Origin of the sequence: Pantoea sp. F_5 (assembly GCF_008631595.1) — a bacterium.
Lineage (GTDB): Bacteria > Pseudomonadota > Gammaproteobacteria > Enterobacterales > Enterobacteriaceae > Pantoea > Pantoea gossypiicola.
On record NZ_VWUO01000002.1, the window covers coordinates 36,647 to 53,423 of the forward strand.

Sequence of the window (16,777 nt, forward strand, 5' to 3'; positions counted from 1 at the left end):
TTGCTATGTTACTTGCGAGTCTTCAGGAAACAAGCAAAATTCAGGGGGAAAGCGGATTTATTACAGCAGAGGCGGGGCGTATTGACGCCCCGATAAGAAGAGGTTTAACTCGCTTTTTTCACCAGCGGCAGGTCAAAGGCTTTACGCAGCGCTCTGACAAAGGCTTTGTCCTGACAGATCGTTTTACCCGGGCTGTCGGAGAGTTTCGCCACCGGTTTGCCGTTGCACTGCACCAGTTTGATGACGATATTCAGTGGCGTGACGCCCGGGATATCGCATGTCAGGCGGGTGCCGATACCGAAAACCACATTCGTCCGCTGGCCAAAGTGGCGATAAAGCGCCAGTGCTTTGTCGAGATTCAGGTTGTCAGAAAAAACCAGGTGTTTACTTTGCGGATCGATACCCAGCTTCTGATAGTGCGCCAGCGCTTTCTCGCCCCATTCAACCGGATCGCCGGAGTCGTGACGCAGTCCCTGATAGCGGCGGGCAAACACCGGACCGAAATCGCGCAGGAACGCATCCATGGCGATGCAGTCGGTCAGCGCGATACCCAGCTGATCGTCATACTCGTCCAGCCACGCCTGAAGCGCAGCACGCTGACTGTTGGCGAGAACCGGGCTGATCTGCTGGAAGGCCTGGAACCACTCATGCGCCTGAGTACCAACCGGCGTCAGAGACAGACGGCGCGCCAGATCATAGTTACTGGTGCCAATCAGCCACGGAAAATCCTGCTTCAGCGTGGAGACAATCGACTGCTGCACATCCTGCGAATAGCGGCGGCGGGTGCCGAAATCCATCAGGCGGAAGCGCGACATATCAAGATCAGCCACCTGCGTCTTAAAGTCGCCGAGTTTCTGATGCAGATGGTCGATCGCCTGCTGGGTGGTGACCTGCGGCGTGCGATGACGATGCACAATCTCGCTGATCAGCGCCAGCAGTGGCACCTCCCACAGTATCACTTCACGCCACGGTCCCTGGATTCGAAGTTCCAGTTTGCCGTGGTGATTGCGCACCTCAACCTGCTCCGGGTTATAGCGGAACTGGCGCAACCAGCTGAGGTAATCCTGTTGGAAAAAGGGAAGGCGGGATAACCAGGTCGCTTCATCATCAGTCAGCGCCAGGTGTTGCATAGCAGTAATCGCGTCACGAATTTCGTCAGCGTAGAGACCCAGCAGTTCGTCGCCGCGGCAGCGAAACTCCGCCGCCACCGTTACGTCATGATATCGGTGGAAAACGGCCTGCTGCATATGGAGCTTGTAGGCGTCCGTATCCAGCAGGGAGGTCAGTATCGGGGAAGCATGTCCTGTCATGGCGCGTTTCAGCATCCTGTTCGGTGGCGCAGTGCCCGGTGTTGTACACAGTCATAAAGACGCAAAAGTATAATTCACTATCTGAAGCCGATCACAGCATATTTCAGTCGGACGGGTCGAGGCCAATCTGTGCCTTTGTTAACAAAGTGTAGCCATTTCACCCTTTAGGTGCATTGTGCGTGGCAAGCTTGTAGTAACAAGCTTAGACTTTGCCGGTAAACTTATAACAACGCGAGACGCAATATGACGCAACAGCCCCAAATCAAGTATCGCCACGACTATCGTGCGCCCGATTACACCATTACCGATATCGATTTAACTTTTGAACTGGATGCGTCGACGACCCGTGTAACGGCCATCAGCCAGGTTAAACGCGTGGGCGACAGCCAGGCTGAGCTGCGACTCGACGGCGAAGCGTTAACGCTGATTGCGCTGGAGGTCGACGGGCAACCCTGGACGGCCTTTCGTGAAGAAGAGGGCGCACTGGTCATCAGCCAGCTGCCGGACAGCTTTACCCTGAAAATCATCAATGATATTCATCCGGATCAGAACACCGCGCTGGAAGGGCTGTACAAATCGGGCGAGGCGCTCTGCACCCAATGTGAGGCTGAAGGCTTCCGTCATATTACCTGGTATCTCGATCGTCCTGATGTGCTGGCACGTTTTACCACCACGATTTACGCCGACGGTGAGCGTTATCCGTTCCTGCTTTCCAACGGTAACCGCATCGACAGCGGCCGGGATGAGCAGGGCCGCAGCTGGGTCAAGTGGGAAGATCCGTTCCCGAAACCGTGCTACCTGTTTGCGCTGGTGGCGGGCGATTTCGACGTGCTGCGCGACAGCTTCACCACCCGTTCAGGACGTGATGTGGCGCTGGAGATCTTCGTTGATCGCGGGAATCTTGACCGTGCCGACTGGGCGATGACGTCGCTGAAAAACAGCATGAAGTGGGATGAAGAGCGTTTCGGCCTGGAGTATGACCTCGACATCTTTATGATCGTCGCAGTGGACTTCTTCAACATGGGGGCCATGGAGAACAAAGGTCTGAACGTTTTCAATGCCAAATATGTGCTGGCGAAAGCGGAAACGGCGACCGACAAAGATTACCTCGGCATTGAGGCGGTTATCGGTCACGAATATTTCCACAACTGGACCGGTAACCGTGTGACCTGCCGCGACTGGTTCCAGCTCAGCCTGAAAGAGGGACTGACGGTGTTCCGCGATCAGGAGTTCAGCTCCGATCTGGGTTCACGTGCGGTAAACCGCATCGATAATGTGCGTATTGTGCGCGGCGCGCAGTTCGCCGAAGATGCCAGCCCGATGGCACACCCGATCCGCCCGGATCAGGTTATCGAAATGAACAACTTCTACACCCTGACGGTGTATGAAAAAGGGTCTGAAGTCATCCGTATGATGCACACCCTGCTGGGAGAAGAGAACTTCCAGAAGGGCATGAAGCTCTATTTTGATCGTCACGACGGCAGCGCCGCCACCTGTGATGACTTTGTTCAGGCGATGGAAGATGCCTCAAATGTCGATCTGTCGCAGTTCCGCCGCTGGTACAGCCAGTCCGGTACGCCGGTACTGACGGTGCGCGATGATTACAATCCGGAGCTTGAACAGTATACGCTGCACGTTACGCAGCACACGCCAGCCACTGCCGATCAGAAAGAGAAACTGCCGCTGCATATCCCGCTGGATATTGAGCTGTATGACGGTGAAGGCAAGGTGATCCCGCTGCAGAATAACGGCCATCCGGTGCATCATGTACTGAATGTTACCGAAGAGTTCCAGACTTTTATTTTCGATAACGTCTACTTCCAGCCGGTGCCGTCGCTGTTGCGTGAATTCTCTGCGCCGGTGAAGCTCGACTACAAATGGAGTGATGCTCAGCTCACTTTCCTGATGCGTCATGCACGCAACGACTTCTCCCGCTGGGATGCGGCTCAGAGCCTGCTGGCGACCTACATCCGCCTGAACGTTGCCCGCTATCAGCAGGGCCAGCATCTGTCACTGCCGCTGCATGTTGCCGATGCTTTCCGCGCGGTGCTGCTCGATACCGATTGTGACCCGGCCCTGACCGCGTTGATCCTGACGCTGCCGTCAGAAAATGAGATTGCCGAGCTGTTCGATACTATCGATCCGCAGGCGATTGCGCTGGTACGTGACGCCCTGCAACGCACACTGGCACGCGAGCTGGCCGATGAGTTCTTTGCGATCTACAACGCCAATCAGCAGCCTGAATACCGTGTGGAGCATGACGCGATTGGTCAGCGCAGCCTGAAAAATATCTGCCTGACCTATCTTGCCTTCAGCGACGCACAGCTGGCGGACAAACTGGTGCAGACGCAGTATCACCAGGCGACCAACATGACCGATGCACTCGCGGCGCTTTCCGCTGCTGTGGCGGCTCAATTACCGTGCCGTGATGCGCTGCTGGCGGCTTACGATGAGCGCTGGCATCAGGATGGTCTGGTGATGGACAAATGGTTTGTGCTGCAGGCGACCAGTCCGGCTGCTAACGTGATGCGCAACGTGCGTCAGCTGCTGAATCATCGCTCCTTCACTATGAGCAATCCAAACCGCGTTCGCTCGCTGGTGGGGGCTTTTGCCTCAGCTAACCCGGCCGCGTTCCATGCTAAAGATGGCAGTGGCTACAAGTTCCTGGTGGAGATGCTCACCGATCTGAACACCCGCAATCCGCAGGTTGCGGCACGAATGGTGGAGCCGCTGATTCGTCTGAAACGTTATGACGAAGGCCGTCAGGCGATGATGCGTCAGGCGCTGGAGCAGCTGCTGGAGCTGGATAAACTCTCCGGCGATCTCTACGAAAAAATTACCCGGGCACTGAACGCCTGATAATACAAAAGGGAGCGTCTGAGACGCTCCCTTTTTCAGCGCTGCTGCGCGTAACGTACCGGCTGCGGTCGTTCCGTACGCTGCATCACCCGATCCAGCACCTCCGCTTCCAGCTCGGCCAGCCGCGCCGATCCCCGACGCCGCGGACGCGGCAGATCCACCTGCAGATCCAGACCGATCTCACCCTCTTCGATCAACAACACGCGATCCGCCATCACGACCGCTTCACTGACATCATGCGTGACCAGCAGAACGGTGAAGTGATGTTGCTGCCACAGTGACTCAATCAATCCCTGCATTTCAATACGAGTCAGGGCATCCAGCGCCCCCAGGGGTTCATCCAGCAGCAGTAAGCCGGGCCGATGAATCAGCGCTCGGGCCAGCGCCACACGCTGTTTTTGCCCACCAGAAAGTGCAGCCGGCCACTCATTGGCGCGATCGGCCAGTCCCACCGCCGTCAGGGCATCCATCGCGGCACTGCGCCATTCGCGTCCGCGCAGGCCCAGCCCGACGTTATCGATCACTTTTTTCCACGGCAGCAGTCGCGCATCCTGAAACATCAGGCGGGTATCGTCGCGCGCCGACTGCAGTGGCGCATTGCCTGCCAGCAGTTCACCGCTGGAGCTTTGTTCAAGTCCGGCCAGCAGGCGAAGCAGGGTGCTTTTACCGCAGCCGCTGCGACCCACTACCGCCACAAACTGACCTGAAGGAATGTGCAGGTCGATCTTATTGAGAATGGTACGACTGCCATACTGTTTGCTGACGCCATTAACGCCAACCGGTGTGCCGGTGTTAAGGCGTGCTGGTGAGAAAGTCTGGCTCATGCGTTCTCCTCCTTCAGTTGGTAAGCGGGGTGCCAGCGCAGCCAGACGCGTTCCAGTAATAACGCGGCGACATCCGCCAGTTTGCCGAGCAGGGCATAGAGAATGATGGCGACCACCACCACATCGGTCTGCAGGAATTCACGCGCGTTCATTGCCAGATAGCCAATGCCCGCGTTGGCGGAGATGGTTTCAGCGACAATCAGCGTCAGCCACATCAGACCGAGCGCGAAACGCACGCCGACCATAATATTCGGCAGTGCGCCGGGCAGGATCACCTGGATAAACAGGCTCCAGCCGGAGAGGCCATAGCTGCGCGCCATCTCAACCAGCCCGCGATCAATATTGCGGATGCCGTGATAGGTATTCAGGTAGATCGGGAACAGCGTGCCCAGCGCCACCAGAAAGATTTTGGCGGACTCGTCGATTCCGAACCAGAGGATCACCAGCGGGATCAGCGCCAGATGTGGCACGTTGCGCAGCATCTGTACCGACGTATCCAGCAGGCGTTCACCAGTTTTTGAGGTGCCGGTGATCAGCCCAAGTACCAGGCCGATAGAACCGCCAATACTGAAGCCGATCAGTGCACGCCAGCTGCTTATCACCAGATGCTGCCAGAGTTCACCGCTGGCAGACAGCTGCCAGAAAGTGGTCACAATTTTCTCCGGCGCGGGCAGAATACGGTTCGATAACCAGCCGGTTTGCGAAGCAATCTGCCACACCACAACAAGCAGCGTCGGCAATAGCCACGGCACCAGCGTATCAGCAAGGCGTTTTCGGGTTCTGGCCATCATGCTCTCCTCAGCCCCGGGCGACTTTTTTCTCAGGGGTAAAATCGTTGGCTACCGCTTCTCCGTGCGCCTGAACGACGCGCGGTTGTGGCACCAATGGAACCTGCAGATCAAGATGCGGGAACAGCAGTTCGCCAACGCGATAAGCCTCTTCCAGATGCGGGTAACCTGACAAAATAAAGGTCTCGATGCCCAGTGCTTCATACTCTTTGATGCGTGCGGCAACGGTCGGGCCATCACCGACCAGCGCTGTACCGGCTCCGCTGCGTACCAGACCTACTCCTGCCCACAGATTCGGGCTGATTTCGAGTTTGTCGCGGCGACCACCGTGCAGCGCGGCCATCCGGCGCTGACCCACAGAATCGGCCCGCTGGAACGCTGCCTGTGCCTTCGCAATAGTGGCGTCATCGACATTGGCAATCAGCCGGTCGGCGGCCTGCCAGGCTTCTTCATTCGTTTCGCGCACAATCACATGCAGGCGGATACCAAACCGCACCGTACGTCCCTGCGCGGCTGCTTTCGCGCGTACCTGTTCAATCTTTTCCCGAACCTGAGCAGGCGGTTCGCCCCAGGTAAGGTAAACATCGACCTGTTCGGCCGCCAGTTCCTGAGCCGGTTCAGAAGAGCCACCAAACCAGAGTGGTGGGCGAGGCTGCTGTACCGGTTTAAACATCAGACGTGCGCCGCGAACCTTTACGTGCTTACCTTCGTAATCGACGGTTTCGCCTTCCAGCACGCGACGCCAGACGCGGGTGAACTCAGCGGATTCTGCGTATCGCTCACGGTGATCCAGGAAAACGCCGTCACCCGCCAGCTCTTCCGGATCGCCGCCGGTTACCAGATTGAACAGGGCACGGCCGTTGGAGAGGCGATCCAGGGTGGCAGCCTGACGCGCGGCCTGAGTCGGTGAAATGACGCCGGGCCGCAGTGCGACCAGGAAACGCAGGCGCTGCGTCACCGGAATCAGGGAGGCGGCAACCAGCCAGGCGTCTTCGCAGGAGCGGCCGGTCGGGATCAGCACCCCGCCAAAGCCGAGACGGTCAGCAGCCTGCGCCACCTGTTGTAAATAGGCGTGATCAACCGGGCGCGCGCCTTCCGCGGTACCAAGATAGTGGCCGTCGCCATGCGTCGGCAGGAACCAGAAAATGGATACGCTCATTATTGCTCCTTACTGCGTTACGGTATGCGGTTGCCAGATGCGATCCTGGATCGTCACTTTGACTGGCAACAGATGATTGGCATAAAACAGGTCAGCGGTACGCTGCTGGGCGGCTGCGGTTTCAGCACTGACCGGCGAAATCCGGGTAGGTGGACGATGGCTGAGATAGCTGGCAATAACCGGTTCAGGCAGGCCCATCGCCTGCGCCAGAAGCGTAGTGCTCTGCTGAGGCTGGCTGATCGTCAGCGCGTCGGCACTGCTGAAGGTGTCGAGCACCTGCTGGATAAACGCGCCGTGGGCTTCGGCATAGCTGCGCGTTGCCAGATAGAAGGAACCGGTCAGATTCAGTGAGCTGCCATCAATCAGCAGGCGCGAATTACCCTGCAGCAGCACCGAAGAGTAGTAGGGATCCCAGATTGCCCAGGCATCCACATCACCCTGCTGGAAGGCGGCGCGCGCATCGGCGGGCGTCAGATAGACGGGTGTGATGTCTTTGAAGGTGAGGCCCGCCTGCTGTAAGGCGCGCAGCAGTAAGTTGTGTGAGCTGGAACCTTTCTGAAAAGCGACTTTTTTGCCTTTCAGATCGGCAACCTGTTTCAGCGCGCTGTTTTTCGGCACCAGAATCACTTCTGATTTCGGTTTAGGCGGCTCTGAACCGACATAGAGCAGATCTGCGCCTGCGGCCTGGGCAAACAGTGGCGGAAGGTCACCCGTGCTGCCGAGGTCAATGCTGTTGATGTTCAGCGCTTCCAGCATTTGCGGACCAGCCGGGAACTCGATCCACTTAATCTGAGTATGGGGAAAACGCTTCTCCAGCAACTGATGTGACTTCGCCAGCACCATGCTGACTGAACCTTTCTGATAGCCGATGCGAATCTGAGCCGGATCCGATTCGGCGGCCTGTACCTGAAGGCCAGCCAGTAACAGTCCTGCCACCAGCCACTTTCCTAATCTCTGCTTCATCAATCGCTTCCTTATACTGCCTGCGCAACGGGATGGTGATGACGGGTCAGCGCCAGCCAGAAAGCGGAGACGGCTTCGTCAAGACGCTCTGCCAGTGAATCTTCCAGTACAGGCTGACGATCGTAATGCGTGACCTGGCTGTCTTCGGCGTAGACCCCATGCAGAATTTCCTGTGCTTTTAAAGCGTTAAGAACCGGCTTCAGCGCGTAGTCCAGCGCCAGCATATGACCGACACTGCCACCGCTGGCGAGTGGCAATACAACTTTGTGCTCCAGTGCGCGCTCAGGCAGCAGGTCGAGCAAAGTCTTCAGCGCGCCCGAAAACGACGCTTTATAAATCGGCGTTGCCACAATCAGGCCATCAGCCGAGGCCAGATCGTCACGCAGGGCCAGCAGCGCGGGCGCATCAAAGCGCGCGTTAATCAGATCGTCAGGCTGAAAGTTGTGAATATTCCAGGGAATGACTTCAATGCCACGTGCCTCCAGCTTGTGCTGACACAACGTCAGTAATGAGGTTGAGCGGGAGGGAAATCGTGGGCTGCCTGCCAGCGTAATAACTCGCATCATCACTCCTTATAACTAAAAGTTATTGATTATCAAATGTTGAGAACTTATGCCTTCATACTGTCAGAGCAGGGGAGTGGGCTTAAATGATTTATCCGGCAAAGCAAGGGTGAAAACTGCAAATAGACATGCTGGCGGCAGATAATAAAAACATCGCTTCCGAAAATTCTTAAAATAAAGGCGAGCAGCGAAACCATTCATTAAGAGCAGTGATGCAAGAGGGGTAAAAGAAGACGCATGGCGGAAAAAATTATCTTTCTTCTGATTGCTTAACCATTCTGCTTGTGGCTGAAACCATGTTCAAGCGCAGCGGCAGCCCGAAACCGGAAGGTAAAGCAGCCTGACATCAGCGTATTTCAGCCATGTTCCAGCACGACATTAGGATTAATTGCAGAGCGTAAACTGTAATAAAAATGAAGGAATGCTGAAGTTATTCACGGTTTCAGATGTTCGCTTACATATTCCTGATTCTGGTTACGCCTGCCTGATGGGGATAATTTAAATCGTTCCTCAACGGTTTTAACATTAACGCGGGCGATAGATGCACTTTTTTTAACAGTGATAATCAGGTGAAACGTTAAGATAATTTTTACGACTGGTCTTTTTTCGCATAACCGGTTTAAGATAATCAGGCTCAATCAAAGCCATCATAATAGTAGCGTATTACTCTTTTTCGACGTTTCGCCTCTGGTCAGTCCCTGCATCTGGCAGGTGAATCGTAATGTCATTTTCTAACAGCAGAGAATTGCATATGTCTGACATCCTGTTATCAGTTATTATTCCAACCTACAATGTAGAGAAATATATTGTGGAGTGCGTCGATTCATTATTACGTCAGGTTAAAGCGCCCAATGAAATAATTATTGTGAATGATGGATCCACCGACGGAACATTAGCCTTAATTGAACAGAATTATACGCATCTTTCTCAGGTAAAAGTAATTACCATTGAAAATGGCGGTCTCGGTAATGCGCGTGATACCGGCATCGCACTGGCACAGGGACAGTTTATCTTCTTCTGTGATCCGGATGATGTGGTAGTGGATGGGCTGGTGACTGAGCTGGCCATGGTGGCGGAAAAGCATCCGGAAACTGATCTCTTCTGCTTTAACTCCTGCGTCTATGAAGATGGCCACATTGATGTGACCTCACCCAAAGTCAGACATGATCACTTTGGCCAGCAAAAACCGCAGGAAGTCTTTTTGCGCCTGTTACGTAATGGGCGCTATACCTCTGCCGTCTGGAATTATGTACTGCGGAAAAGCGTGATTGAACAGCACAAATTACGCTTTGTACGTCGCGTTCATGAAGACCACAATTTTACGCTTTCCGTCTTTATGAAGTGTCAGCACGCCTGGGTAAGTCGCCAGGTTTATTATAAACAGCGAATCCGCAGCGGTTCACTGACTAACAGTACCAAAGGAAATGAGTTTTTCTATCAGCGTTATGATGCCTTTATGCACGCTTACAACACGCTAGTCAGTTCGTTACCTAAATCAGACTGGCGTAATTCGCTGGAGAAAGCATATTTATTGCAATCTTTTCGCCTGATGATCTATTTATCACTTTATAATGGAACTCCTGTTCCGGAATATGTCATTAACGCTATCCGCTTTATGGGACGTAACGTTAAAACAGAAAATATTAAAGAGTGGCTATTGTTCAACCGACCGGAGCTGTTTATTGCATTGCAGCATTACAAGGTTAAAAAAGAACTCAGGGGCGCCGCCTGATTCTGAAAAAGCCGCCTGATTCTGAAAAATGTGAAGCGATATTGTTTATGCCTTAGCGAAATGAGAAGGTGAGACATGCAATGTGTATAAGGTTGTTGCGTCATGGCAAAAGTACTTGATAAAAGTCTGGTTATTAATATTTTCTCGCTGCTGGCCTACCGCGGCGCATCATTTTTGTTTCCGCTGGCCACGCTGCCCTATCTTGCCCGCGTTCTGGGCGTAGAGCAGATGGGTACGCTGGCGCTGGCCATCGCCTGCGTGCTCTATTGCAGCACCATCTCTGACTGGGGATTCAACGTCTTTACTACTAAAGACATTGCTCACCATCGTGATGACAAGGAACGCGTCAGTCAGCTCTTCTGGTCAACCTTTAACGCCAAGCTGATGCTGCTGGTGGTAACCAGTGGCACGTTACTGACGGCGACCTGGTTTAATCCCGCCTGGCATCCGCTGTTTTTTATCATTCTGGCAAACTGCACCACGCTGATAGGCTCGCTGTTTTCATTCGGCTGGCTGATGCAGGGTTTTGAGAAGCTGGGTAAAACGGCGATGATTGCCACCTTCGGTAACTTCTGTGCCATTCCGCTGACCTTTTTGCTGGTGAAGTCCCCGCAGGATACCTGGCTGGCGGCGCTGATCCCTGGCACGGTCTCCATCATCAGTGCAGCGATTACGCTGAAGTTTGTGCTGGAGATGAAGGTCATTGGCCGTTACCGCTTTGAACCGCGCGAAATCAAACAGCGCATCACAGACAGTATGGATGTGTTTATTGCTATCGCGGGTGCCAATCTGTTTAACAGCGTCAACGTGGTGATCCTGGCGTCCTTTACCTCTACCTATATGGTCGGTATCTACAACGGTGCAGATCGTCTGCGTAAAGCAGCTAACTCTGTACCCGAGCAGATCGGCAGTGCTTTCTTCCCGCGCGTCAGCCACCTGTTTGGCCGGGATAAACGTGCCGCCATTGCGGCGACGCGCAAAAGCCTGCTGCTGTCGTTCTCCCTGAGTCTGTCGATTGTGATCTTTACCTGGTTCTTTGCTGACCTGGTGGTCTCTATTTTACTGGGTAAAGACTTTATTCCGTCGGCGGATGTGCTGCGCGTCTTCGTGCTCTGCTTCCTGTTCGGCAACATTGCTTATCCGGCTGGATTGCAGATTCTGATCCCACATGGTCTGGCGCGTCAGCGTATGTGGGTCATGATGGCCGCTGGCGTGATAAACGTGCCGCTATGCTGTTTCCTGGCGTGGAAGTTTGGTGCTATCGGTGCCGCATGGTCGATGGTGGGGGCTGAAGCGTTTGTCTGTCTTGGTATCTTTGGCATCATGCAACGTCACGGTATTCTGCGGGAGTATCTGTTTCCTTCCGAAGTGAAAAACCAGCCCGTAAACGATTCCGCCGTTTAAGATCAAAGCATGTTCATATAGTTTTCTGCATCCCCGCCCTTCGATTTACTTTTGCGCCAGAGCACTTTACCATTCTGGCGCACATTTTCCCGTGCACCGACTTTCACGATTGCTTCCGTCCTTCAGGAGAGTGCATGTTTTATCCTATCGTCCGACCGGCGCTGTTTAAACTCGACCCCGAACGCGCGCACGAACTCACCTTTCAGCAACTGCGTTTTATGAACGGCACGCCGCTGGAGCGGTTTTATCGCCAGAATCTGCCGTCGCGTCCGGTCACCTGCATGGGACTGACCTTTAAAAATGCCCTGGGCCTGGCTGCGGGTCTGGATAAGAACGCAGAGTGCATTGATGCGTTTGCGGCGATGGGGTTTGGTTTTGTTGAAGTCGGCACCGTCACGCCGCGCGCGCAGGCAGGTAATGATAAGCCGCGGATGTTTCGTCTGGTGGAAGCCGGCGGCATTATCAACCGGATGGGATTTAATAATCTGGGCGTTGACCACCTGGTTGAGAATGTGAAAAAAGCGCGTTTTAACGGCGTGCTCGGGATCAATATCGGTAAAAATAAAGATACGCCGGTTGAGCAGGGCAAAGAGGATTATCTGATCTGCATGGAAAAGGTCTATGCCCATGCCGGCTATATCGCCATCAATATTTCGTCGCCTAACACGCCAGGTTTGCGTTCACTGCAATATGGCGAGGCGCTGGATGATTTGCTTTCTTCCATCAAACAAAAACAAAAAGAGCTTGAAAAGCGTCATCTTAAATATGTTCCGCTGGCCGTAAAAATTGCGCCCGATCTCTCTGAGGAAGAGTTAATTCAGGTCGCGGACAGTTTGATTCGGCATCAGATTGATGGCGTCATTGCCAGCAATACAACGCTCGATCGTACGCTGGTAAGCGGTCTTAAGCATGCAGAAGAAGCGGGTGGATTAAGTGGACGGCCAGTGCAGTCGCGCAGTACGGCAGTGATCCAGCGCCTCTCTCAGGAACTGCAGGGACGCCTTCCCATTATCGGCGTTGGCGGCATCGATTCTCTGACCGCTGCGCGTGAAAAAATCGCCGCTGGCGCAACGCTGGTTCAGATTTATTCAGGCTTTATTTATCAGGGGCCAGGATTAATTAAAGATATCGTCACGCATCTCTAAGACAATTCTCACAATGATTGGCCGGGGGGTTTATTTATCCCCTCGGCTCGTTTATATTTTGTCCTGTTGCACGCTTTTTCAGCTTTTCCTTATGTTTCTTTTTTCGCTGAATTCTGCGCGATTTTTGGCGCAGCGGTAAATACAGGGCACACGATGAAAATTAAACCCGATGATAACTGGCGCTGGTATTTTGATAGCAGCCATGACCGAATGATGCTCGACCTGGCTGACGGGATGCTTTTTCGTTCCCGCTTTTCCCGCAAAATGCTCACGCCGGATGCGTTCTCTGAGTCGGGTTTCTGTGTCGATGACGCCGCTCTGTATTACACCTTTGAAGAGACCTGCCGTCAGTGCAAACTCAGTGGCAGCCATTGCGCTGAACTGGTGCTGAATGCGCTGGTCGCCGCGCGTTTCCTCAAACCACTGATGCCAAAAAGCTGGCATTTCGCCGCTTATGCCCCTGCAATGCAGCCCCGTCCCGGTGAGATGGTGCAGGTTACGCTGGCCGAAGAGGGCACACAGGCACGTCTGCTGGTGGTTGAGAGCGGTGATAATGCGGCACTCTGCCTGCTGGCGCAGCCAGGATTAACCCTGGCGGGTAAAAATATGGTTCTCGGCGATGCCATCAAGGTGATGAACGATCGCCTGCAACCCTGGTACCAGGATGTCGCGCACTACGCCCGCGCGGTCTGATTACTTCACTTCTATATCACCTGCCGGAATACAGCTGCAGCTTAAGAGTGTGCCGTCCTGACGCAGGGCACTCTGTTTAAGCGCCTTTACCTCACCGGTCACCAGATTCAGCTTGCAGCTACCACACAGACCTGCCCGACAGGAGTAAGGGATGCGAAAACCCTGCATCTCCAGCTGATCCAGTAATACCTGCTGATTATCTCCGGTGAAGGTCTGACCCTGAAACGTGATGGTCACGGCATCCGGAATCTGTTGCTGTGGTTTCAGCGTTTCGACCACTTCGCCGGCACCATAGCTGCGCGGCGCATGACGTTTCAGGACGATCATTTCATCACCCGCACGCACCACACCACTGTTACGCGCCACTAAGTTCAGACCGAAATCGATGTCACCACTGCCATCCTGAGCGGTGCGGAAAGTCTGCAGTGTCGCCAGCGGATGACCGGTCGGATGCTTAAGTCCGGTCTCGGTGCTGACCGTGGTAAGTACACAGCGACTGCAGGGCTTGGGAGCCTCAAAAATGACGTCACCAATCTGAATCTCTGCCCAGCTATCCTCATCCCAGGCGGCCGCACCGCTGACGATCAGATTCGGGCGAAACTGTTCGGCACGGACGCTGGCCGGGCAGCGCTGTTGCAGATCGTGCAGCGAAGCATTGTTGATCAGCAAAAACGGAAAGCCATCGGCAAAGCTCAGCGGAATATGATCAAACTTTTTGACCCGGCGAGTCGGTTGCGGCCCGACCCAGCGCAGCTGAACGTCACGCGGGAAGAACTGGCTCAGCCACTGATTAACTGCTTCGGGCGCAATGCGCGCAGTGAAGTGGTTGCCCCAGACTTCGGTGGGATGATCCTGCTCACTAAAATCGCTGAAGCGGATCAGGGACTGGCTGCCATCCGGCGCGACCAGCAGCAGGCCATCCGGCAGGATCGCGGGTGTAAAGCGCACCATCTCCGGGTGCTGGCGTGCAGTAATAAAGGTGCCATCAGGTTCGGTCACCATAAACAGACGATCAAACGCCAGTCCGCTGTCAGTGACCAGCGCATGTGACAACGCTAATCCCCGCATTGACTTCACAGGATGAATAAATAAGCGGGAAAGCGTGATCATGGTGTTCTCCTTGAACCCGACGCGCGACACAAAAGAAGCTAACTTTATGACATAGGTCTCCGATTCGCTATAATGCGCGACAATTTTCTCAAGAGTTAAAAAGTGACGATATGAATTCTCTGTTTGCCAGCACGGCGCGTGGGCTCGAAGAGCTGTTAAAAAGTGAGCTGGACGCGCTGGGCGCGCAGGATTTGCAAGTGGTGCAGGGAGGCGTTCACTACGAAGCCGACGATCGCGTCATGTACCAAAGCCTGATGTGGAGCCGTTTAGCATCACGCATCCTGTTGCCGCTGGGAGAATTTGGCGTCTACAGCGATCTCGATCTCTATCTGGGTGTACAGAGCGTGGACTGGCCGTCGATGTTCGGCAGCGATAAAACCTTTGTCGTGCATTTCAGCGGCACCAACGATTCGATTCGTAACAGCCAGTTCGGCGCGCTGAAAGTGAAAGATGCCATCGTGGACAGCTTTACCCGTCAGAATCTCGAGCGGCCTGATGTCGATCGTGAGCAGGCGGATATTCGTGTCAACGTCTGGCTGAATGACGATCGCGCCAGCATTGCGCTGGATCTTAGCGGCACCTCACTGCATCAGCGCGGTTATCGCCAGCAGACGGGTCAGGCTCCGTTAAAAGAGACCCTGGCGGCGGCGATTGTGCTGCGTTCAGGCTGGGAGCCGACCACGCCGCTGATCGACCCGATGTGTGGTTCGGGTACGCTGCTGATTGAAGCGGCGCTGATCGCCTGCGATCGGGCACCGGGCCTGCTACGTAAGCACTGGGGCTTCACTGCCTGGAACAAGTTTGATGCTGCGCTGTGGCAGGACGTGAAAACCGAGGCGCAGAACCGTGCCCGCGCAGGCACGGCCGCGACTCAGGCGCGCTTCTTTGGCTACGATAACAATGGTCGGGTACTGGAGTGGGCGCAGGCGAATGCCCGTCGTGCTGGTGTCTTTGAACTCTTTACGTTTGCGCAGCAGGACCTGCTGCAGTTGACCAATCCGCTCGATCCGGCGGTTTACGGTACGGTGCTGAGTAACCCGCCGTACGGTGAACGTCTGGAGAGCGAACCGGCCCTGATTGCGCTCCACAGCCAGCTCGGACGTCTGATGAAGCAGCATTTTGGCGGCTGGAACCTGTCGCTGTTCAGCGCCTCGCCTGAACTGCTAAGCTGCCTGCAACTGCGAGCCGATCGCCAGTTTAAAGCGAAGAATGGTCCGCTGGATTGCGTGCAGAAAAACTATCAGCTGGCGGTTAACAGCCATGAAAGCGCCGGACAGATTGCGGAAGATTACGCAAACCGTCTGCGTAAAAATGTGAAGAAGCTGGAGAAGTGGGCACGCCAGGAAGGCATTGAATGCTACCGCATTTACGATGCCGATCTGCCAGACTACAACGTTGCTGTCGATCGCTATGGCGACTGGGTGATTATCCAGGAGTATGCGCCACCGAAGACCATCGATCCAAATAAAGCGCGGCAGCGCCTGTTCGATGTGATCAGCGCAACACTGAGCGTACTGCAGCTGCCCGCTGACCGCCTGATTATGAAAACGCGTGAGCGCCAGAAAGGTAAAGCGCAGTATCAGAAGCTCGGCGAGAAGGGCGACTATTTTGAAGTTAAAGAGTTTAATGCGCATTTCTGGGTGAACCTGACCGACTATCTCGACACCGGCCTGTTCCTCGATCACCGCATTGCCCGTAAAATGCTCGGTCAGATGAGTCAGGGCAAAGATTTCCTGAACCTGTTTGCCTACACCGGCACCGCCAGTGTGCACGCCGGTCTGGGCGGTGCGCGCTCAACCACCACGGTAGATATGTCGCGTACCTATCTGGAATGGGCGGAGCGCAACCTGCGTCTCAATGGGCTGACCGGGCGTCAGCACCGTCTGATGCAGGCAGACTGCCTGAGCTGGCTGAATGAGAGCGATGAGAATTTTGACCTGATCTTTATCGATCCGCCAACCTTCTCCAACTCAAAACGTATGGAAGAGAGCTTTGACGTTCAGCGCGATCATATGATGCTGATGCGTAATCTGAAGCGCATGCTGCGTCGCGGCGGCACCATCATGTTCTCTAATAATAAACGTGGTTTCAAAATGGACATGGATGGTCTGAAAACACTGGGCCTGCAGGCGCAGGATATTACCCAGAAAACGCAGTCGCAGGACTTTGCGCGTAACCGTCAGATTCACAACTGCTGGCTGATCACTCATGCCGGTAAGGAATAAGA

At 54.6% G+C, this 16,777-nt stretch carries 13 protein-coding genes; 6 read left to right on the forward strand and 7 right to left on the reverse strand.

What is annotated here, in order from left to right:
- Positions 1 to 104: 104 nt before the first annotated feature.
- A complete protein-coding gene (pncB, locus tag F3I44_RS02625) occupies positions 105 to 1,310 on the reverse strand; it encodes a nicotinate phosphoribosyltransferase (RefSeq protein ID WP_150009877.1) in 1,206 nt (401 codons plus the stop codon).
- A 243-nt stretch (positions 1,311 to 1,553) separates the two neighbouring features.
- Between pncB and pepN the strand changes: the two genes are divergently transcribed.
- Positions 1,554 to 4,169 carry an aminopeptidase N gene (gene pepN, locus F3I44_RS02630; RefSeq protein ID WP_150009875.1) on the forward strand — a complete coding sequence of 872 codons (2,616 nt, stop codon included), beginning with the start codon at positions 1,554 to 1,556 and terminating at the stop codon, positions 4,167 to 4,169.
- Between the two features lie 35 nt (positions 4,170 to 4,204).
- On the opposite strand, the gene ssuB is transcribed toward pepN, so the two are convergent.
- From ssuB to ssuE, 5 genes are read right to left on the reverse strand one after another with little or no spacing between them, the layout of a single operon-like run.
- Entirely contained in the window at positions 4,205 to 4,993 is a 789-nt protein-coding gene (gene ssuB / locus F3I44_RS02635; protein WP_150009873.1) for an aliphatic sulfonates ABC transporter ATP-binding protein, read from the reverse strand.
- A complete protein-coding gene (gene ssuC, locus F3I44_RS02640; RefSeq protein WP_150009943.1) occupies positions 4,990 to 5,781 on the reverse strand; it encodes an aliphatic sulfonate ABC transporter permease SsuC in 792 nt (263 codons plus the stop codon). The genes ssuB and ssuC overlap by 4 nt, the downstream gene beginning before the upstream one ends.
- Before the next feature lie 10 nt (positions 5,782 to 5,791).
- On the reverse strand, positions 5,792 to 6,940 hold the full coding sequence (gene ssuD, locus F3I44_RS02645) for an FMNH2-dependent alkanesulfonate monooxygenase (RefSeq protein ID WP_013357338.1): 1,149 nt from the start codon (positions 6,938 to 6,940) through the stop codon (positions 5,792 to 5,794).
- A 9-nt stretch (positions 6,941 to 6,949) separates the two neighbouring features.
- Positions 6,950 to 7,903, reverse strand: coding sequence for a sulfonate ABC transporter substrate-binding protein (locus F3I44_RS02650; RefSeq protein ID WP_150009871.1), 954 nt, complete (start codon positions 7,901 to 7,903; stop codon positions 6,950 to 6,952).
- 11 nt (positions 7,904 to 7,914) lie between these two features.
- Complete coding sequence (gene ssuE / locus F3I44_RS02655; protein ID WP_013357340.1) at positions 7,915 to 8,466, reverse strand: NADPH-dependent FMN reductase; 552 nt, start codon at positions 8,464 to 8,466, stop codon at positions 7,915 to 7,917.
- 751 nt (positions 8,467 to 9,217) lie between these two features.
- Here ssuE and F3I44_RS02660 point away from each other — a divergent pair.
- From F3I44_RS02660 to F3I44_RS02675, 4 genes are all read left to right on the forward strand, one after another.
- Positions 9,218 to 10,198, forward strand: coding sequence for a glycosyltransferase (locus F3I44_RS02660; RefSeq protein ID WP_150009941.1), 981 nt, complete (start codon positions 9,218 to 9,220; stop codon positions 10,196 to 10,198).
- A gap of 102 nt (positions 10,199 to 10,300) precedes the next feature.
- Positions 10,301 to 11,602 (forward strand): flippase, encoded by a 1,302-nt coding sequence (locus F3I44_RS02665; RefSeq protein ID WP_013357342.1) that lies wholly within the window; start codon positions 10,301 to 10,303, stop codon positions 11,600 to 11,602.
- Between the two features lie 134 nt (positions 11,603 to 11,736).
- Complete coding sequence (gene pyrD / locus F3I44_RS02670) at positions 11,737 to 12,747, forward strand: quinone-dependent dihydroorotate dehydrogenase (RefSeq protein ID WP_150009869.1); 1,011 nt, start codon at positions 11,737 to 11,739, stop codon at positions 12,745 to 12,747.
- A 153-nt stretch (positions 12,748 to 12,900) separates the two neighbouring features.
- On the forward strand, positions 12,901 to 13,440 hold the full coding sequence (locus F3I44_RS02675; protein WP_150009867.1) for a cell division protein ZapC: 540 nt from the start codon (positions 12,901 to 12,903) through the stop codon (positions 13,438 to 13,440).
- Here the strand turns inward: F3I44_RS02675 and F3I44_RS02680 are convergent, their stop codons facing one another.
- Positions 13,441 to 14,550, reverse strand: a complete 1,110-nt coding sequence (locus F3I44_RS02680; RefSeq protein WP_150009865.1) for a YcbX family protein — start codon at positions 14,548 to 14,550, stop codon at positions 13,441 to 13,443.
- 110 nt (positions 14,551 to 14,660) lie between these two features.
- Here F3I44_RS02680 and rlmKL point away from each other — a divergent pair, with 110 nt between their 5' ends.
- The gene (rlmKL, locus tag F3I44_RS02685; protein WP_150009863.1) at positions 14,661 to 16,775 is read left to right on the forward strand and encodes a bifunctional 23S rRNA (guanine(2069)-N(7))-methyltransferase RlmK/23S rRNA (guanine(2445)-N(2))-methyltransferase RlmL; all 2,115 of its coding nucleotides are present in this window, start codon (positions 14,661 to 14,663) and stop codon (positions 16,773 to 16,775) included.
- Positions 16,776 to 16,777: the final 2 nt, after the last annotated feature.